Annotated in this window: 12 protein-coding genes; all 12 read left to right on the forward strand. The window is 42.9% G+C overall.

The window, feature by feature from the left end:
• Nucleotides 1-553: polysaccharide pyruvyl transferase family protein (locus BN1360_RS05745; RefSeq protein ID WP_195714230.1), on the forward strand; the 553-nt coding region annotated here is incomplete at its 5' end.
• Nucleotides 554-560: 7 nt separating this feature from the next.
• The gene (locus BN1360_RS05750; protein WP_068778941.1) at nucleotides 561-1,325 is read left to right on the forward strand and encodes a WecB/TagA/CpsF family glycosyltransferase; all 765 of its coding nucleotides are present in this window, start codon (nucleotides 561-563) and stop codon (nucleotides 1,323-1,325) included.
• A gap of 109 nt (nucleotides 1,326-1,434) precedes the next feature.
• Nucleotides 1,435-2,556 (forward strand): glycosyltransferase family 4 protein, encoded by a 1,122-nt coding sequence (locus BN1360_RS05755; protein WP_068778942.1) that lies wholly within the window; start codon nucleotides 1,435-1,437, stop codon nucleotides 2,554-2,556.
• A gap of 245 nt (nucleotides 2,557-2,801) precedes the next feature.
• Nucleotides 2,802-3,179: a hypothetical protein gene (locus BN1360_RS05760; protein ID WP_229520839.1), complete on the forward strand. Its 378-nt coding sequence runs from the start codon at nucleotides 2,802-2,804 to the stop codon at nucleotides 3,177-3,179.
• Between the two features lie 192 nt (nucleotides 3,180-3,371).
• Nucleotides 3,372-7,436, forward strand: a complete 4,065-nt coding sequence (locus tag BN1360_RS05765; RefSeq protein ID WP_068778943.1) for an S-layer homology domain-containing protein — start codon at nucleotides 3,372-3,374, stop codon at nucleotides 7,434-7,436.
• A gap of 165 nt (nucleotides 7,437-7,601) precedes the next feature.
• The gene (locus BN1360_RS05770) at nucleotides 7,602-7,943 is read left to right on the forward strand and encodes a hypothetical protein (protein WP_068778954.1); all 342 of its coding nucleotides are present in this window, start codon (nucleotides 7,602-7,604) and stop codon (nucleotides 7,941-7,943) included.
• A gap of 515 nt (nucleotides 7,944-8,458) precedes the next feature.
• Nucleotides 8,459-11,485, forward strand: coding sequence for an S-layer homology domain-containing protein (locus tag BN1360_RS05775; protein WP_068778944.1), 3,027 nt, complete (start codon nucleotides 8,459-8,461; stop codon nucleotides 11,483-11,485).
• Nucleotides 11,486-11,656: 171 nt separating this feature from the next.
• On the forward strand, nucleotides 11,657-14,179 hold the full coding sequence (locus tag BN1360_RS05780) for a hypothetical protein (RefSeq protein WP_068778945.1): 2,523 nt from the start codon (nucleotides 11,657-11,659) through the stop codon (nucleotides 14,177-14,179).
• A gap of 107 nt (nucleotides 14,180-14,286) precedes the next feature.
• Nucleotides 14,287-14,838, forward strand: coding sequence for a hypothetical protein (locus BN1360_RS05785; RefSeq protein ID WP_068778946.1), 552 nt, complete (start codon nucleotides 14,287-14,289; stop codon nucleotides 14,836-14,838).
• 93 nt (nucleotides 14,839-14,931) lie between these two features.
• The gene (locus BN1360_RS05790; RefSeq protein WP_068778947.1) at nucleotides 14,932-15,198 is read left to right on the forward strand and encodes an alpha/beta-type small acid-soluble spore protein; all 267 of its coding nucleotides are present in this window, start codon (nucleotides 14,932-14,934) and stop codon (nucleotides 15,196-15,198) included.
• Between the two features lie 204 nt (nucleotides 15,199-15,402).
• Nucleotides 15,403-16,605 (forward strand): methionine adenosyltransferase, encoded by a 1,203-nt coding sequence (metK, locus tag BN1360_RS05795; RefSeq protein WP_068778948.1) that lies wholly within the window; start codon nucleotides 15,403-15,405, stop codon nucleotides 16,603-16,605.
• Nucleotides 16,606-16,794: 189 nt separating this feature from the next.
• Nucleotides 16,795-20,727 carry an Ig-like domain-containing protein gene (locus tag BN1360_RS05800; RefSeq protein ID WP_068778949.1) on the forward strand — a complete coding sequence of 1,311 codons (3,933 nt, stop codon included), beginning with the start codon at nucleotides 16,795-16,797 and terminating at the stop codon, nucleotides 20,725-20,727.
• The last annotated feature ends 478 nt before the right edge of the window (nucleotides 20,728-21,205 follow it).

A 21,205-nucleotide genomic window follows, 5' to 3' on the forward strand; every position in this document is an offset into this window, starting at 1 on the left:
GCTGCCGGTGGTGGGGGTGTCGGTCCGCTTCTGGACGGAAGCGCGGACCGAACTGGCGAAGCTGGCCGCAGGCCTGGCTTCGCTGAGCCGCCGCAAGCCGGTGCATATCCGCTTTCTGCCGTTTCATTTCCCGGGCGATGACGAAGCCTCGCGCTTCGTCATTGAACAGATGGGAAATGTGGCAGACAGCGGCGGCACCGTGAGTATTGCGGCGGAGACGGAGCATCCGCAGGATATGCTCCGGGAAGTCAGCCAGTGCAGCCTGCTGATAGGCATGCGGCTGCACAGCTTGATCTACGCGGCCTCGCGGGAAGTCCCGCTGCTCGGCATCTCTTATGATCCGAAGATCGATCATTTCCTCGGCCGTGTCGGCAGCGTTCCGGTCGGCACGACGAATGAACTCGATCCGCAGATTGTTGCCGCGCAGGCCGAGCGCCTGCTCACCGAAGGGGGAGTTTGGCGCAGAGCGCATTCAGCGAAGATCAACGCGATGAAGGATGCGGCACGACTGCCCGCGCAGAACATCGCACAATTTTTACGGAGCAAGGGGTGAGCCGAAAATGACGTTCACACATGATACAGCGGTACCGACGGTATCCGTGTTTGGCATTCCTGTATGTAAATGGGGAATGAGGGACACCGTAGAGTACTTGTCTCAGGTGGTCGCTTCCGGGACACCACATCAGATTATTACCGCGAATCCGATTATGATTATGGCCGCGCTGGAGAACCCGGAATACAAGCGGATGATGCAGGCTGCTGAATTGATTGTACCTGATGGAAGCGGGGTGGTCTGGGCCGCGCAAAAAGGCGGCGATCCTGTAGCGGAGCGGGTGGCAGGCATCGATCTGATGCATGAGCTGCTGCTGCAAGGTGTGAAGGAACAATGGAGAGTCTATCTGCTAGGCTCAACACCAGAAGTTATTGAAGAGACGGCGGGTCGATTATCCCGGCAATATCCTGGCCTGATTATTGCGGGCTATCGGGACGGATTTTTTGGCCCAGAACAAGATGAGGAAGTTGTCCAGGCGATTAAGGAAGCTGCGCCGCATCTGTTATTTGTTGCCAGAGGTGCGGATACGCAAGAGCCTTGGATCGCAAAATATAAACAGTCGTTAAGCGTACCGATTATGATGGGCGTCGGCGGCAGTTTCGATGTCATATCCGGCAAGACCAAGCGGGCTCCGCTTGTATTCCAGAAGCTTCGGCTTGAATGGTTATACCGTTTGTTAAGACAACCATCCCGGTTGCCGCGTATGCTTGCGCTACCGAAATTTACAGTTCGCGTCATGCGTGAAGGAGAAAAACTGACCAAAATCAGATAATTCATTGAAATATTGCGGAAAACAACGTATTATTGCTTAAATACGGGGTTGGTCTTTCTTTTGAAACGGAGTATAATCATTCCGGCAGAACAATTGGGGGTTAATACACATGTGGATGATCTATACCATCGGGTTTATCGTCGCGCTTGGTTTGGCGCTTGCTCTGACGCCGCTTGTTAAGAAGTTCGCTTTTAAAGTCGGCGCTGTGGACGTGCCTAACGCACGTAAAGTGCATACCAAGATTATGCCGAGACTCGGTGGATTGGGCATTTATTTATCTTTTATAGCAGCTTTTTTAATAATCGTATGGTTTGTTCCAGATACATTCTCTGTTCGTGAGATGAATTTTATTAAGGCGTTTCTTGTAGGCGGTACAATAACGGTTCTGCTTGGGGCGCTGGATGATCGTTTCGATCTGCCGGCCAAGCTGAAGTTTCTTGTACAGATTGCAACGGCCTGCATCGTTGTTTTCGGATTTGATGTACGCTTGGAGTTCGCTAATATTCCATTCCATACTTATGCATCGGTGGAGAGCTGGATTGCGATCCCTTTCACGATTCTATGGATCGTTGGGGTAACGAATGCGATCAATCTGATCGATGGCCTGGATGGACTTGCAGCCGGAGTGTCCGGGATTGCGATAGCGACGATTGCTGTAATGGCGTTTATTATGGGTAATGTACTTGTTGCTCTGATGAGCTTGCTATTGCTTGGAAGCATTCTTGGCTTCCTGCATTTCAATTTCCACCCGGCGAAGATATTTATGGGCGACTCGGGATCCCTGTTCCTTGGCTTTTGTTTGGCCTTATTATCCTTGCTCGGATTTAAGCAGGTCGCCATCGTGTCGTTCCTGACGCCAATAATTCTGATCGGTGTACCGCTCTCGGACACGATGTTTGCAATCATCCGCCGCTGGATGCAGAAGAAGCCGATCTTCTCACCGGACAAGGGGCATCTGCATCATTGCCTGCGCGAGCTTGGATTCAGCCACCGTCAGACGGTGCTGATCATTTACGGCATCGCCGCTTTCTTCGGCGTGCTGGCGGTTATTCAGTCCTCAGCGGCGATGTATAATGCCAACTGGGTTACTTTTGTAGTCATCTGTGTGATGGTCTTCTTCCTGCAAATCGGCGCAGAGGTCATCGGCCTGATCGGCAAGACCAAACGGCCGCTGCTGAACTTCCTGGCGCGCTTGCGTATGAAGGTCGGAGAAGAACGAGGCTCGAAATAAAACTAGCTTCAGGTTTTTGGATGAGGCAAGATTGGAACTATAGATTACAGAAATTATATGTTTATATAAAATGTCTGCATGGGACAACCTCTATCGGTGCTTGGGTGCTGAAAGGGGTTGTTTTTTTTATTCTATGCGGTTCAACACTGAAGTGTGGTTAGATTAGGCTGCTTACTAAATTTCCTGGCATTTGCTATACTAAGAGCATGCGTGTTCTTGGAATAAACTCAAGGAAGGGATTGTCTATGAGTGAGCAGTTGCTACAACAAATCATACAGAAGCTCGACAGAATTGAAAATGATCAGCAAGCGATGAAGTCAGATATGGGTTCTATGAAATCCGAATTAGGATCAATGAAATCTGAACTAGGATCAATGAAAGAGACACAAGCCCTGATGCAGTCGCAGTTGAGTGAGACGAATGCCATTGTCCGGGCCATCCGGGATCGTCAGGAAGAGACAGACGCCAAGCTTGATGCTCTAAGCATGGATGTTCATAAGCTGCATGGTGAACTCACTCACGTCAAAGAAGGCCAAGAACGCCATGAAAGAATTCTCGAGAAACTCTCTCTTCGTTCAATCGAGCAGGAGACAGACATTTCGGCCTTGCGGAGAGCGAAATAGATAGTATTCATTTTTATATGACAAGCCTGTCTTTCTGAAGTCAGGCTTTTTTATTGTACATATTTACATGTGACATATTTTGTGGTTTTTCTAAAAGATTGGCTCCTTTTGTCCGATAACAAACATAAGTGCCGATTTTTTTGGACGGTTTCCGACGGGGACTAAATATCAAATAAAAGGAGAGATAACTACATGCAACGCTTTAAGAAGCCATTGATATGGCTGGCTTTAATGTCGCTTATTATTACATTGATTCCACCTGGGTTAGTGACAGTTGCAAATGCTGCCGCTACCTTTCAGCCCAGCTTCTTTGTTCCAAGTAATCCAGCGTTAAGGGATACATTTGCACTAGCAACAGAATATAACGATAAAGATGGTCGGAAGCAAATCGATCGTCAAAATGTCTATAACGTGGTTACATCTACGCTGACTGTTACAGGTGCCGTTTCAAAGGTATCAACGAATAATATGACGGTTAAGGTAGAACGGTTGAACTCTGTTCCAGTGAAGAATGATCTAGGTACCGAGACTGGTAATGTAAACTGGGTTCCAGATGCGACCAATGTATATTATTCCAGTGTAACTATGGACCCTGATGATTCTTCAGGGAATAAGTTCATCGCCCGTGACCTCACTTTGTTCGGAGGATTCAATAAAATTACCTTTTCTGGTGTTCAGGGGGGTGTGACTCAGTCCGAGTCCTTCTATGTACTCTATGATAAGGTGCCATATCTTCAAGAATTAATGATGTATGATGGCGGAGCAAAGGCGAAACAGTTAAATGAGGGTACTCCGGTAGTCACCAATACGGGGACGGTATCTCTTGAAGGTACCGCTCAGAATTCAACGAAGGTTACTTTGTATGTGAATGAGAAGAATCCTACGTCGCTGTTCTTGGATGACTATAGCGGCAAATTCTACTCTTCCGGCATCACCTTGTCCCCTGGGACCAACGATTTGAAGCTGGTTATTACGAATGGTGCGGACACTGTTACAATGCACCGTACTGTACTTTATTATAACGATACACAGAAGCTGTCCTCTTTGTATGTCTATGATGGCACTAAAGCATATAACGCATTAAATGTTACGCCGACTGTGACGGGTAGTGTGAATGGCCAAGAAGGATTAATTGGACAAGTCCTGATTCCATATCGTCCTAGCGTAGATGCGCCTAATGAAGGCGAGTTCAAAGATAAAGGGAAGATCTCCTACAGGCTTCCTGGTGAGACCGATTACACCGATGTTGGGTTTACGATACTTAAAATGAGTGCAGTAAGTCCTGATGGGACAGTAAATCTTTCCCCAGGATCTGATGTCATAGTTCCTGACGCAAATGGTAATCCGGATCATCTACTGGTGACTTTCAAGACAGATAGATTACCTACGAATTCAGGTCTTAATGAACTAAGCCTTAGAATACAATATCCAAACGATGGAGCAACTCCAAGATTCAGCACAACTACGAACGTCTCTTATAAATATATGGTAGGACAATCCTTGATCACAGGATTATACTACTTGCCGAATTTCGATGAGACCAAGACGGGAAGTATTGATGATTTTGCACGAGAACCGCTTGATGGGGCTACGGTAAGCTCGGGTACCTTCTATATTATGTTGGAGTCCAGCCAGGACACAACGGATACGGTCTCGGCCTCCTATTTGCCGCTTGGAAGCAAAGTACTGAATATCGAGAAGAGAACCCCGACAGCTGTTCTGAAAAATAATCAACAAGTTTACAAGATTAGCAACTTCTCTGCGGGTCAGCAGAAGCTTAGCTTCTGGTTTACTAAAGGAGAAGAGAAGAACGCAACCGTGTCCTATATTACAATGAGTAAAATTACCTTTACGAATTTGGTATATGGACAGACTTACCCCGTGAACTCTAAAGATGCAAGCACATTGAATCTTACGATCAAAGGGGAATACATCGGATTTGAGAACTTTGACCCCGCTTCTGCCGAATATGTTATTAACGGCGTCAAAGGAACGGGCACGATCCCTTGGGTAGGTAGTACGAGAAGCTTCTCATTGCCGTTAACGATCGGTCCCTCAGGTCCTTTGTATTATGGCGAAAATAGGATTACCTTCTCAGGCACCTCCAGAGACGGCAACGGAAACGCTCGTTTGGTTACAGGTGAACTGGTTATATATATCGTGGATGAGAATGGCGCATCTATTAGCAACTTCCAGCCTGCTCCATCCTTAACTGCTCCGGCGCCGTTGCCCGAAGTGGATCTATACGATGCAATATCCTTCCCGCCTTTAGGTACAGCGGATCCTGAGAAACAGAAGGAATTTGATAACATCATAACTAACTTGTTCCTGTTGTCCCCTACGTTTACGTATAACGCAACAGAGAATAAATTTACGACGAATCAGAAGAAAGCTAACCTGATTATGCGCGGAAGCGGCGCTACGAAGGTGAAATTATTTTTTGGATCTCAACCATTGTTTGATTTTGATTTAACTACTGATAAGAGTATCGAGGATGATGGTACCTTTAGTTTTGACTTTGGCAGTGGCACAAAGACTTATTCCTACAGCTTTGTTGGTAGCGAGAAGGACTTTGTATTAAGAGTCTATAATGTGGATATGGAGGTTCCGGGAAGCTACAACTTTAACTTGGAGCTAGTAAACAACTCCGGATCCCGTACGAATAAGAAGCTGGAGATCAACCGTGTTGTTGAGGCTTATCGTTTGTTGTCCCCACAGCCTACTGTTGGAGAGAAGTATGTTGTGAACAAGAACTTTGTTCATTTCGATATTGAGGCTGAAGGGGCTACGAAGGTACTGATCGGTAAGGATGAAGCGAAGCCACGTCAAGAAGCAGGAATGACCGATCGTTTCATCTACGATTATGTTGGCTTGAAGCCAGATAAATCTACGAAAATCAAGATTCAAATCGTTCGTGCCGATACAACACTTACGGACACTATCGAAGTGTACTATACATCTGCTATAACAGTAGACAGCCAATACATGGCCGAGAAGGTATCGAATAAATACAGTGTATTCAACAAGAGCATTGAGCTCAACTTCCCGAAGGGAACAGTATTGCAATCAGCAAATCCTGGCTTGAACATAACTCAGTTCTATCCGGATAATAAGCTGTTATTCGGTATTGCCGATTCTAATAACGGAGTGGTTGGCAAGCGGGATGATTACGGGAACTACATTGGCCGAGTTCAAGATAACCTTGAGAGCGGACTTCCGCAGATTACGATTCCGGCTGAATTGAGTGGTAAATTCTCCAGAATGGAGAGCAGAAGCAACTTTACTCCAGTCTCTGATATATATTGGATTAGTGGAGGCATTGGGGAATCGAATATTGGAGGGGTCTACAAGCCAGGGACAAATGGCCTGCAGCCTTATTCCTTGGAAGGCTTCTTCACGATGTTTACCCCAGACCGTAAAATTGTTCCATCCAAGCGAGGAACACTAACTCTTGCCTTTGATCCGAATGTTGTCGATGAGGCAGGGACGACGGTGACGGTATTCCGATTTAATGATCAAGGAATTTGGGAGAATATTGGCGGTGAGGTAGACTCCAAGAAGCATACGATTACAGTTCCCTTTGATGACTTCGGTTATTACTCGGTAATGAAGCTTCGCAGAGGTTATTCGGATATTACTAACCATAACTGGGCGAGAAATGTTCTAAATGGTCTGTATGCGAAGGGGATTATGAAGAACCTCAGAGGGGACAGCTTTGGCACAGACGACCGTACCACACGTGGTGAATTTGCGACCTTGCTGGTTAAGGGATTAAATATCCCTCTGAATTATCCAACAGATGGTGATCATTCTAAATCTTCATTTACCGATGTTGGCCCAGGAGCCAGAACTGAGACTTGGAGCTATGAGTATATTGAGACTGCAGCACGGGCTGGTATTATCACAGGTGTAACTGAGGGAGTGTTCTCCCCGTATATGCCGGTAACGAGAGAGCAGGCAGCGGTTATGATTAGTAGAGCACTTAAACTAAAATTAGCTGCAAATGATTCCAAACTTGATGCTGCGTTAGCGAAAGCCTTTATTGATTCCGGAAGTATGGATCCTTACGCGAAGCCGGCTATTCAAGCAGTAACTAAGGCAAGTATTATGAATGGATCGGCAGTGACTCAACCAGGACAGAAGAAACCGTCCTACAGCTTCAATCCGAAGGGTTATATGACCCGGGCAGAAGCAGGTAAGATCACTGTGGAGCTGTTGAAGAAGAGCACGAAAATATTCCCGAAAAACTTTAGCTAATCGTAACGACCGATCCCCTTGCTGTGCGTTATACGGCAAGGGGATGTTTTTTTCCAATTACATCTTTTTGTAATTTGCTGGGGATTAAGTTACAATAGGCAGAGTAAGAAGGATCAAATGCAATATTCAATAGAACATTTTTTGCAAAAGGGTGAATTTGAACTGATGAAACCGATATTGTCAAAAGCGCAGTTGGGATATTCGAAAGCAAAGAGAAAGTTTGAGGATAAATCCAAGGTATTGGAGAAAAGAATCGAAGAGATTACTAAGGAACAAGAAGTAACTCAAGAGATTATGGAGGGTCTTGTTGTAGAGACAGGCTTCCACGAGGCATTTAATGAACTGCGTAATGCCGAGAATGAGTTAATTGAATGGTCGCATAATACAATGAAGCATGAGAAGGAATACAAGGACAATAAGCAGGCGATCGATGATATGTATCTAAAGCTCAACTCTGATCCTAAGATGCGCAGCCGGATTATTCAACTGGCGATGAGAGTTAGATAATAATAAATTGCCATCATAAGCTGTTTATTTGCCGGATAAGGCGTCCAAAATTGGACGTCTTATTTGTGCTTCTCGTACATATACTAGGAATGTTGATTTGGAAAAACTTGTACGATGACTTGGGAGATTCAGGGGTGTTATACTAATTTCCGTCAGCAGGAATGCGTGGCATAATGATGAAATGCAGGAGAAGACTAGAAAAAGTAACAATCTTGCAATTTTTTTTAAAATAGGCGCAACTTTTTTTGTTCTGCTGCGTTTAAGATGGTGAGCATGACGATGAAGTCCAAATTTAGACATCCCAACATGTTCCTCATGGGGAAACTTGTCTATCTTTTAGAAAAATTATCTTTACGGCACCTGGGACTCATTGTATAATGTTAAGGTAGGATTAGGAAACTAGTCTATTTCTACATTCTATTAACCTGCTCATAGTTTATAAGTTTCTGCGGCTCTGTCGCAGACCTAATTTATAGGAATCCTGCTCAGACTCTGGAAAGGGGGTGCAATGGCTAATGAGTAACAAGAGCTATTCATTTAAAGAAAACTCTTATGTGATAGTTAATCAAGGAGGAGAAAAAAAGGTTATGAAGAAAATTTTATCCGTAGCTTTGTCTACAGCAATGGCATTCTCTATGTTTGCTACTGTAGCATTCGGTGCTGACGCTAAGTTGACACCAGAGCAACAATTTAACGCATTGAAAGACGCTGGTATCGTAGAAGGTTTCCCAGATGGTTTGTCCCACTTGGACAGAAGCCTGACTCGTGCTGAATTGGCTAAGATCATCACTAAGGCAACTGACCTTACTCCAGTAGACGCTACTTCTTACAACGATAAGAACTACGCTAAACACTGGGCACGTACTTATATCGAAGCTGTAACTCAAGCGAACATCATGGAAGGAAAGAACCTTGAGAAGAAATTGTTCGACCCAAGCGGCAACCTTTCCGTTCAAGAGCTCGCTGCAGTTCTGGTTCGCGCGTTGAAACTTGAAGTTCCAACTGACGCTAACAACACTGCTACTGAGTGGGCTAAAGGCTATGTAGAAGCAGCTGTTAAGGGCGGATATATCGATGCTGGTATCAACTACCAAGCTAACGCTAGCCGTTCCCAAGCAATCGTTGCTGCATATGCAATCTATGAAGCATCCCAAGTTCCAACTGTAGCTTCCTACACAGTTTCTGAAGCTGGTAAAGTTGTTGAGTTCACGCTCTCCAACAAAGAAGTTGTGAAAGTAACTTTGGAAAAAGCTCTTGAGCCTAACAAAGAAACTGAAGTGAAATTCACTCACAATGGTCATGACTACACTCATAAAGTAACTTATGTTACTACTGCTGCTCAAAAGGTTGACAGTGTAAAAGCTGATAATCTTCAAGAAGTTGTAGTTAAATTTGATGGAACTGTAGATAAAAAATCTGCAGAAAACAAATTGAATTACGAAGTTAAAGATCAAAAGGTTGACAGCGTAACATTGTCGGAAGACAAGACGACTGTAACAGTATTGTTGCAAGAAACTTCAAGCTTGCCTCACCAAAAAGAAACTGAAATTAAAGTTAAAAACATCAAAAATGAAGATGGCACTAAAACTATCGAAGATACTGTGAAATTCACAGCTGTTGATGTGAAAATTCCAGAAATCAAAGAAATAGTTGGATTGGGTACTAGTGCATTTAAAGTAGTATTCAGCGAGCCAGTTCAAAAATCCGATGTATATGCATCTAGCAACTACAAAGTGGATGGAGTTTCTATCAGCGGCAACGTTGAGTACTCTTATCCAAACGTAGCTATTGTTAATGCGAAGCTTCCAGTTGGCGACCATAAGCTTACTGTAAGCAATATCCGTGACTTCTCTGGATTGAAAATTGCACCTGTAGAAACTTCATTCGCAATCGCAGAAGATACTTCTGCTCCTGAAGTTGTGTCGATTAAATCGAACGACTTGAAGGAAATTGAGATTGAGTTCAATGAATCCGTTAAAACATGGAGCAAAGTATACCATGGTGTTTCCGGTAACACTGGTGTAGTAACTAAGAGAGATAACAAACTCATCGTTACATTCAACAATCCGTTGGCTGTTGGGGAAAACACAGTATACATTGAAGGCGTAACTGACTATAGCGGTAACAAAGCTAACCGTGAAGCTAAAGTAATTCCTACTTTGGATACAGAACGTCCAACAGTAGAAAAGGTTAGCGTTGAACAAGATGGTACAACTGGATATCACTCTTTGAAAGTTCAATTCAGCAAGAAAGTTAAAGCAACATCTGCTGAAACAAGATCTAACTACACAATTAAAAACAGTGAAGGTAAAGTTGTAACTGGAACTGGTCTGGATAAAGACGGACATCCGTACTCCACTCCAAGCTACGACCCAGAAACAAACACAGTAACTGTTAAATTGGGTACTAAGCTTGATACAGCTGATTACACTTTGGAAGTAGCTAATGTAGTTGACACTGCATATGTTGCCAATACTATGCTTCCGTATTCCACAGTGTTCAATGCAAAACAAACTCTTGGTGAAGCCATTACTCGCGTATGGTACAAACAGGATGGAAATGATAATGTCCTCTACATTCAATACAAGAGCAATGTAAAAACTTCAGGTGAAGGCAGAGCGGATCTTGCTGAGAAGTATGAAATTAACGGAAACACATTGAGTGATGTTTCTGTGGACGTAGTGTCGGGAGATACTGTTCGTATTACAAGCTCTAAAAACAAATTGAATCTGAAGTTTGACAACAATAATGCATTGACGAATGATAACGAAATCGTAGCAAGACTGGTTCAAGATGCAGACGGCAACTACTTTAAGCAAAATGGTAGTTATACTTTGTCTGCAACTGTTTCACCAAACAGCAAGATTGCTGTTAAAGAAGCTAAGGCAACTTCCCGCAATGAAGTGAAAGTTAAATTTGATGGTAAGCTTAATTCTTATACTGCTAATGACTTCAGAGTAGAAGTAGCTAAGGATATTGCTAATGCAACAGATATTAAAACATTGGCTCCAGATAGCGCATCTTTAAGTGCAGACGGTCTTACACTTACCCTGACTTTTAACGATGGGAACAAGCTTCCGGCTTACCTTGGTCCAAAAGCTAAATTAACTGTTGTAAATAGCCCTTCAACTAGCGATGCACAAGGAATTGCAATTAATAACGCTGGTGCTACTTTGCTCGATGAAATCACACCAGAATTCAACGACAGCCTTTCAGTTAAAACTGTGACTGGAGACACTTACAGCATTACTTTGACTGGTAATGACGTAATTGCACCAATTAACTTGGCTGATTTCAAGAGAGTTGTTGAAGTTAAATTTGGTGAAGATGTTTTGAACATTGAGAGTGCAGTAGTAGTAGGACCAAACCAAATTAAAATTGAAGTAATTATTTTGCCAGCAGTAAAAGATACAAACAAATACTTCAATATTAAGATTGATGGTAGTGCTAACAGTGCGTTGAAGGCCATTACTGACGGAACAAATGCATTTGCAGGCAACACAATTGGCGGTCAATTTGGCAACGTATGGTCTCAAAATTAATACTTTTGTTCTAGCAAAGGGGTACCTTATTGGTACCTCTTTTTTTAATGCATGCCAGCATCAGAGTTAGCTCTAGATAAATACATTCTTAATTTTAATAATTAATTAAACTTTTCTTGTTTTTATGCGTATATACTATATACGATATTTTTTTATATAGGAGGTTTGGACTTGAGTAAAGCTAAAACAGTTGTCGCATCGATAGCAGTGGCTGCCCTGCTTGGTCAAGGGTATGTTGGCATTGTTGATGCAGCAGAGACCAAAAGCAAAACGACAAAGACACAGAGTCAAACGGTAAAGACGTTGAATAATTTGCAGGCAATAAAAATAACCAATAAAAGTACTGTGAAGCTAAGCAATGTCAATATTTTGTCTCAAGATGATGGAAGCGTATTAACATATACGTTAACCTACAACAATAATGACAGTAAGACATTGTCCTTGATTGATTATTGGACAAAAGTAAAGACCAAGTCTGGAACAGTGTATAGCGTAACCGCTGTAGGAGCAGATAAAGATAAGAAAAAAGTAGTTCCTGGATCTTCTGTTAATGTTACATATACGACTAAGATTGCTAAAAATCTAAAATATAGTGATCTAAACTTCCAGATCATTAAATGGGACTTTAGTGTATCGGGATATGAGAAAGTTTTGGGGAGCATAAATATTCCTTCGAGTTATTCAGTAGCAACTCCGGTAAATACAACACAGAAGTTGCTTATAAATGATTATGTGCTCAAAGCAAAGGTAAGCTCTGTAAATGTATTAGGTTTGGGAGATTATAATTATGTGAACGTATCACTTTATTTACAAAATTCTGGAGCGAAAATATTAGACAATCCAAATTTTAAATATGTGGTTCAAACTGCAAGTGGAACTCCTTTTGCTTTGACTGCTGACTCGATGAGTTCAAACTATCAAATTTTGCCTCAAGAAAGTAAAACTTTAAATCTGATAGCCAAAATACCTAAAAAGGTGAATCTAGACAATTTGACGCTTGTTATGGTTCAAAACGATGAGGCAATTAAAGATGACATCCCTGTTGCATCATTAAGTTTAGGGACTAAAAAGGGAGAGTCATCCAAAACTGCTGTAAATAAAGAAAGAATCCTCAAGGTTGATAATAATAACATTGTAACTAGAATTGATAGTATTTCTAGAAATCAGGGATTCGGTAATAGTGAATTATCTATTCAGTTTGCTATATCCAACAAAGGAAACAAAACAGTCACAGTCCCGAATTATGGATTTGATATTCAGGCTGGGAATAAATTATATCCATTAACCGCGAGTGGTTTGGATGGAATGTCACTAGAGCCGGATGAGGAGCAGATTATTTCCATTGATGGAGAAATACCTGTAGTAGTAAATGCAGAAGATATTGATTTGATATTAAAAACACCAACAGGTTCATCGGGATCAGAAGGTGAAAAGCCTCCAGCTACTGCTGTAAGTTACCCAGTTGCTGCTTATAGCTTGCCTGAATACACTGACATGCACCATGCATTAGGCAAAGAACGAATTGTTAAAAATAATGATGGAACATACGGTGTAACTCTTGACAGTGTGCAGCAACTCCCTTGGAGTGATGGAAACATAATATCCACCAAAATAACTATAGTTAATAAGGGCACAAAAGCTGCTAAAATTCCTGAATTCGTAGGGGCTTATAAAATGGACTTGACAACCTTGAATAATGTTCAGTTAGTCAATAGTAACTCTACGCAGATTCTCGGTGCGGGTGAAACAACTAGTGTTTATGTAGTAGCCAATGCTCCTTCAAGCTTAAAATATTCGCAGTTACAGATTCAGTTACTTCAAAAAACGGGAACAGATAAGACGAGTAATTGGATCATGTTCTCTAATTTTGGTAATAATACAAATGGAATTAATAAGGTGGCCGATGGTTCCTATAATAACTTGAATACATCAGGTAAGAAAGCGGATCTTCAAGCTCGTAAAACATACCTCTACAAGGGCACGACGAATGAAATAATTTATTCAGAGGTTATTATGAGGAACTTAGAGAATAAGCAAAATAATCTTTCCCAACTTACTGGTTATTTCCAAACCGAAGATGGTCAATACTACAAGGCAGATGTAAATCAGGTGAAGACTGCTGTTGGTCCTAAAGGGGCAAGTATCGTTACATTTTCATCTAAGTTACCAAAAGGCACAACGGTTTCTAATTGGAATCTGGTTGTGGGTGAAAGCATTACGGAAAATAAATTTACCGAGCCTGAAGGTAAACCTACTGGATATGTTAATGCAGCCGCTATGGAATTGAATTTGGATAGCAGGGATATTAAGAATACTTTAAAAGATGTTGAATTATTCCCTTATACTATTAGTATCCCTACGATAGAAGGACGTACGAGTTCTTCAGGGCTTGAAATTAAAATGAAATATGATCTGAAACGTGATTTAACCTTTGATATTGGTGAATTCCAGCACAAATTCATATTTGAGGTTGTGGACTCCAGTGGAGCTAGATTTGAGAAGGAAATAACGATTGAGAAAGACATTGTGGTTGGTAGTAATCAAAGTTTCTCTTATGTGATTAACGATCCGATATTTGCTACTTCTAGGTCGGGTGGATTCCAATTCTCGATCTATGACTCCTACGGAGGGGAAAAGACCAAAATCGCATCACAAGCAGCTTATTATGTCAACACAGATCTTTATAATAATTAAATACATTAAAACAAGCATAAAATCCCCATCCCGGGGATTTTTGCTTGTTCCAATCTATCAAAACCACTATCATTAGAAGTAATAGATTTAAATAGAGGAGGAACATGATGAAGACAGCATGGAAAGTGACTGCCGCGGTTGTGTTGATTGGCGGAAGTGTATGGGCAGGATCGTTGATGAACTCACAGGCAGAAGGGGCAGGCGTAACGAATCAGCCAGGAACTTCGGATGATCCGGTTGTGACGAAGAGTTATGTGGATCAAGCTATTCAGCAAGCGCTTAAAGGTGGGGGCGGAGGATCTACGACACCAACAACTCCTACGGCGCCCACTGAGCCGTCCACACCATCAGAAAGTGGTAACAGTGGTTCTTCTTCATCCTCGGCTGATGAGGTGAAGATTGTCGATGTGAAGCCAGGACAAATTTTAATCGCTTCAGCAGGAACGGAATTTGTTGTTCGTGCGGGGAAAGCAGCGATTTATAGTGAAGATAAAAACGGTGTTGCCGATCTGACAGATGGAATCGATATTTCGAACGGCGGCGTGGTTACGAATAATCATTTGTTATCATTTCCTAGAGCGGGCCGAGGTATTCAGGTGCAAGAAGGAAATACACATAATTTAACGGTAATGGTGCGCGGTGGGTATCAAATTAAGTAATAATTCCATAAGTAACAAACATTAATACGGTTAGCGCAAGGTGCCGAACACATACTATTCCTGATCCACAATAATCAGGAGGTGTAACAAATTATGGCAAGTAGTAACCGTAAGATAGTTCCGGAGAGTCGTGAAGTGTTGAATCAATGGAAATATGAAATCGCTGCAGAGTTTGGGTTGCCTGTAGGGTCAAGCGGTGCAGGTGGCGCAGATACTGAATTTGCCGGCGAACTGGGTGCTCTAGCCGGTTCGTCTACCGGGAACTACTGGGGACACTTAACTTCCCGCGAAGTTGGCTCCGTAGGTGGAGAGATCACCAAGCGGCTTATTGCTCACGCCGAACGGAACTTTTCCTTATAAGTTCCATGCGAAATTGACTCATTTATTTTGACATGAACTTCTAAATACGCTAATATGACCTTTGAGGATTGTCAAATCAACCTTTTCCGCTCAGGAAAAGGTTCATTTTTTGATTTATAGGTTCTATCTAGACCTAACTCCTCGATATTCGGTACTAATCCATAATATATAATGCCATACTATCCATATGGGGAGGTTGATTTAATGTCCATTCAAGGGCGACATTTATTTACATCCGAGTCCGTAACCGAAGGTCATCCGGATAAAATTTGTGACCAGATCTCCGATGCGGTGCTTGATGCATTCCTGGCTAATGATCCAAATGCTCGGGTAGCCTGCGAAGTATCTGTTGCTACAGGTCTTGTACTTGTAATCGGTGAGATCAGTACGAGATCGGAATATGTAGATATCCCTTCAATCGTACGTAATACGATTAAAGAAATTGGTTACACTCGTGCCAAATACGGCTTTGACTATAATACCTGTGCGGTGCTAACATCCTTGAATGAGCAATCTGCAGATATTGCTCAAGGGGTCAATGCGGCACTGGAACATCGTGATCCGGCGCAGATGGATAAAGAGACCGAAAACATTGGTGCAGGCGACCAGGGGCTGATGTTCGGCTTTGCAACGAATGAGACGCCTGAATTCATGCCGCTTCCCATTGCACTTTCTCATCGCATTGCTCGCCGTCTCTCTGAGGCGCGTAAAGATGGTACCCTGGATTATCTTCGTCCTGACGGCAAGACACAGGTTACGATCGAATATGTGGATGGCAAGCCAAAACGCATCGATACCATTGTAGTATCCACGCAGCATGCTGAAGATATTACATTGGAACAGATTCAACATGATATAAAAGAGCAAGTCATTCTTCCAGTAGTTCCTGCAGAACTGCTTGATGGAGAGACGAAGTACTATATTAACCCTACTGGCCGATTCGTTATTGGTGGACCGCAAGGGGATGCGGGACTAACAGGACGTAAGATTATCGTGGATACCTATGGCGGATATGCACGTCATGGCGGCGGTGCTTTCTCCGGTAAGGATCCGACGAAGGTTGACCGTTCTGCTGCGTATGCAGCTCGTTATGTTGCTAAGAATCTCGTGGCCGCAGGTTTGGCTGATAAAGTAGAAATCCAATTGGCTTACGCTATTGGGGTTGCCACTCCGGTATCTATTAATGTGGATACTTACGGTACTGGTAAGGTTCCAGAAGAGAAGCTGGTCGAGCTTGTACGCAACAATTTTGATCTCCGTCCAGCCGGTATCATTCGCATGCTGGATCTACGCCGCCCGATTTATCGCCAGACGGCTGCTTACGGGCATTTTGGCCGTACAGATCTGGACTTGCCTTGGGAGCGTCTCGATAAGGTGGAGGTTTTGAAAGAGCAAGCTGGGCTGTAATCTTATGTTTTGATCCTATAAAATAGGCGGATATCCATTTCTATTAGAAAAGGGTATCCGTTTTATTTTGCATATCTTCTAAACTCGGCATGACTTTTTGCCGTTAATAATATTAAGTGCGCGTATCATTGCCGTGTGGCTATTTTACATATACATATGAAACTGGATAGAGAGAGGAAGGTTGCTAGAGTGAGAAAAAGATTATCAGTGATGCTGACTGTTATCCTGCTACTGAATATGGTGCTTGGGATGACTGCGTTAGCAGCGGAAGAAACTTCGTTTAAAGTAGCGGTGACTCCTGCTAATGGGGAAAAAGGGGTTCCAGTTGGAACTAAATCCATCAAGCTGTCCTTTGATCGTGATGTTCGAGAGGGGGACGGTTCGATACAAGTATTCAGCAATGGCAATCTGGTTGTAGAGAGGAAGATTATTTCCCAAGGGTATGTCATTAGATCAATGGAAGTAAACCTTCCTCCTTCTGATTTAGAATACAACACTACTTATCATATAGTTGGGAACGCTGGTGCCTTTGTAGATGCTGCAAAAGAAAACGTGAAGTCGGAAGCATTTGATCTCTCTTTTACAACGATAAGCGCTCCTAATAGTAAGGCACCCATCATTATTAATGACCAATTAACTCCTGCAAAGGGAACTACAATATCGGGAACCTCACAGGGAATCAATTTGGCATTTGATAAGCCTGTCTGGGCCGGCGGCGGAAGTGTGTCATTGGTTAGAGCATCCACGAACGAATCAGTTAAACTTACTCCTAAAGCTGCAGGGGACACGAAGGAATCATTTACAGTGGATCGCCTCGTTTCAGGAGAACGTTATTATATACTGATCGATAAAAATGCATATAAAGATAGCGATGATCAATATTTTGCCGGGATCAATAACGCACAGGAATGGTACTTCAATGTACAAGGATCAGCAGTGGGATGGAATGGCTCCAACGCTACAGTGCCTAAGAATGGCGCTAGCGAGGTTGATATTAAAACAAAAGGACAATTGAATTTCACTCGACCGGTATACCCGAATACTGGAATGATTACGATTGATTCTAAAAACGGCAAGACAAATATTGATGTTACTTCGTCAAATGTAAAAGGTGGGGGAACAACAAGTATTGCGATTGATTGGCCAGAACTAAGTTATAATACGACTTATACCGTAAATGTACCACAAGGTGCTTTTAAGGATGCTGATGGTAACGATACTCCTTCTGCCTCATGGTCCTTTACGACTGCAACGGCTGCATCAAGCACTTTATCTATAAGCAACTTCAGCCCAAGCGATCGCAGCACGAACGTATCTGTCTCAAGCATTATGACGGCGACATTTAACCGTAATATCACATTACTGGATGCCTCAAAGGTAACTTTGAAAATGCAAGGATCAAATACATCGGTAGCTGTAAAGGTAACCGCATCCAGTAATCGTTTGTCCGTCACTCCAAATGAAAATTTGAGAGAAGGTACGACTTATTATATCGATATTGCCTCAGGAGCTGTGGCAGATGCAGTTACAGGGGCAGTTTTTAGTGGGATAAGCGGTTCATCAAGCTGGACATTCCAGACCGGAACCAAAGATAAGACTACGCCAGTACTGCAAAGTGCAACGATGTATACAAATTCGATCATTCGATTGTCATACAATAAAGCGCTCGACTCATCTATTAATCTACTGACCACAAGCTTTACGGTATCCGTAAACGGAGAGACGCGTCGTATCAGCAATGCTTATATTTCCGGCGAGAGCGTGTATGTTACTTTGGAGACGGGGGTAGCTGTGGGGCAAAATGTACGAGTCGGATATACTTCCAATGGAGTAAGACCGATTCAGGATTTATCCGGGAATGTGGCTGCATCTTTTTCTAGTAAGGATGTAACGAATGGCATTGACTCTGTGCTGCCGAAGCCGAAGGAAGGCGTTGTTTCCGGCAGTACGCTGACTCTTTATTTTAGCGATACCTTGAAGAGCGTCTCAACCTATGCCTATGAGCAGTTCAGTGTAACAGTAGATGGATATTCCAGAGGGATAGATCGTATCTACCAAAGCGGTTCTTCAGTGACGCTGTACTTAACGAGTTCCGTATCCAATGGAGATAATGTAAAAGTCTCTTATTATCCTGGTTCATATCCGCTTCAAGATTATCGCGGTCAGGATATTCCTTCTTTTGAGGATTATTATGTACGAAATACTTATGATACGAAACCGCCAGAGTTTACAGGTGCCGAAGGCTCGGGGAATAAAATTATTCTTTCATACAACGAAGCATTAAAAACCACAAATATTCCGATGAAAAGCCAGTTCTCAGTGCTCGTTAACAACTCGCCTGTATATGTAACCAATGTAGAGATAATGTCGAATCAGGTGATTCTGACCTTGGCATCTTCTTTTACTCAGGGGCAGAATGTGACAGTATCTTATGTATCGGGAGTTGGTGGTATTGCCGATTTGAATGGCAATTTGGCAGGATATATCAATTTGCAGCCTGTTCAATACAACGTGGTGGTTGAAGGGATCCGGTCCGCTGTAGTCCGTGGTGATACGATTACGATTAGTTATAATAAGTATCTCAGAGCTGTTAACTCTTTTCCGGTCAACCAATTCTATGTTAGTGCTGATAAAATCGGGGTTAATATTCAATCGGTAACGGTCAGCGGAGATACAGTGACGATCAAGCTGGGTTCATCAGTACTGGCATCGCAGACGGTTGAAATTTCTTATACATCGGGATTAAGTGTACTCTATGATAGTACAGGAAATGTTATGAAGAGCTACAGTGCTATGTCGGTAACGAATCTGACGAGCAGCGGCTCGACGACTACACCTGGAACGAATGGACAGCCTTCTTATTTAGTACCAATGCCATTAGGGGACTTCGGTCTGAATGGTTATGCGATGGGTACGAATGTCGCTCAATCTTCAACAGATCGGTCGAGATATGGTCAATCTATTAAGAAGTACACAATCGATAGTGCCAAGCTGAAAGAATCATTAGCTTTCACTACAGGGGCGCAGCGCATGCTCGCCTTTGAGGTTCCGGCAACGGAGAGGGCAGCAGCAGTGGTAATTCCAGTGAGTCCTTTAATGGATCTCTATACTGCAGGGAAGAAAGGCTCTATTGCGATCAAATATGGAGAAGTTCTGTACACTTTGCCGCTTGAGAAGCTGCCGTATTCAGATATTTCACGTGCGGTAGGTACCGGTTCATATGATGGGGTGAATATGTTGATTAGGCTCGAGCCTGTGCCTACAATCAACCTTCCATCTCCAGCTCCTAAGCCGGGGATTACCATTAGTTCATACGGCGATCCGATCGAGATTTATGTTGCTGCTAGCAACAGTACAGGATCGATTGAGAGTGAGGTAGCTCATCAGGGGCAGTTGTATATTCGGTCCAGCAAGCAGGTAGATATTAACTCTGCCTCGCTGTTGAAGTATGATCTTGCGGCACGTACTGCGGCTTATACGCCTTCGATTGCACAGATGTTTGGGAGCAACATTGTTTTCACAGGGAAGATCAAAGAAAATACCATTGTTGGAGCTGCAATAGGATACAGTTATTTCGACGATACATCCAAGCATTGGGCTAAAAATGATATTGCTGAATTAGCTAATAAGATGATCGTTGAGCCACGTGAAGGGAGTTATAAATTCGAACCGGACAAGAACATCACCCGCGCGGAATTCGCTATGTTTATCGCCAAGGGACTTGGCTTGACCGGGGATCAATCGAGCGCTCGTCGCTTCCCGGATGTTACGGCAGGTTCGGAAACTGGAGCATATATCGGCGCTGCGGCGAAGGCTGGAATTATCAATGGGAACTCCGATGGAACATTCAAGCCGAATAGCAACATCACGCGTGAGCAAATGGCCCTAATGATGGTGCGGGCGATGGAATATGCCGGGTATGATATTACAAATTCCGGAACGCAGACGTTAGTGAAATTTAAAGATGCGGCGAAGATCCAGAACAAACAGACCGTTGCCAAAGCTGTACAGGAGGGCATCATTCAAGGGATGACACAGACGACCTTCCAGCCGCAAGGCAATGCCACCCGCGCTCAGGCAGCAGTAATGCTGAAACGGGTGCTGGATAAGTTGAATAGCTAAGTTTTAGGAAGGTTTAATCCACCTAGTGGGTTGAACCTTTTTATTATGTAAGTAACTCTATATTTGCGAGCGAATGAGTGGCATCGCAATAACACGTAAGTAAATTATGGATAAATAAGTGCTTATCTACACCTATTTTAGACAAATGCCAAGATTTCTATTGAATAGTTGCATATATGCACTTATCTCTGCGAATTCGTGGGGCGTAGAACGGAAATTTAGAAAATAGTTGCGTAAGCGCACTTAAATCACTCGTTATGAGCTGTTTGGAAGTAAATAGTTGTATTAAAACATTTCTTTAGAAGATAGCTGATGGTTTGCTCTATGACCTTATGGTCTAGTTATGAGATAAACATATATAGGTAGTCAGAATGGGGATGATTTCCAGTAGGGTAAGGTGAGAAGATAAGTGATCATTAGCCATTAATTGTATTTTGTACAACTGGATTCTCACTAATAAGAAAAGGGGATAAAAATA

The organism is Paenibacillus sp. GM2 (assembly GCF_900069005.2).
In the GTDB taxonomy this organism is placed as follows: Bacteria; Bacillota; Bacilli; order Paenibacillales; family Paenibacillaceae; genus Fontibacillus.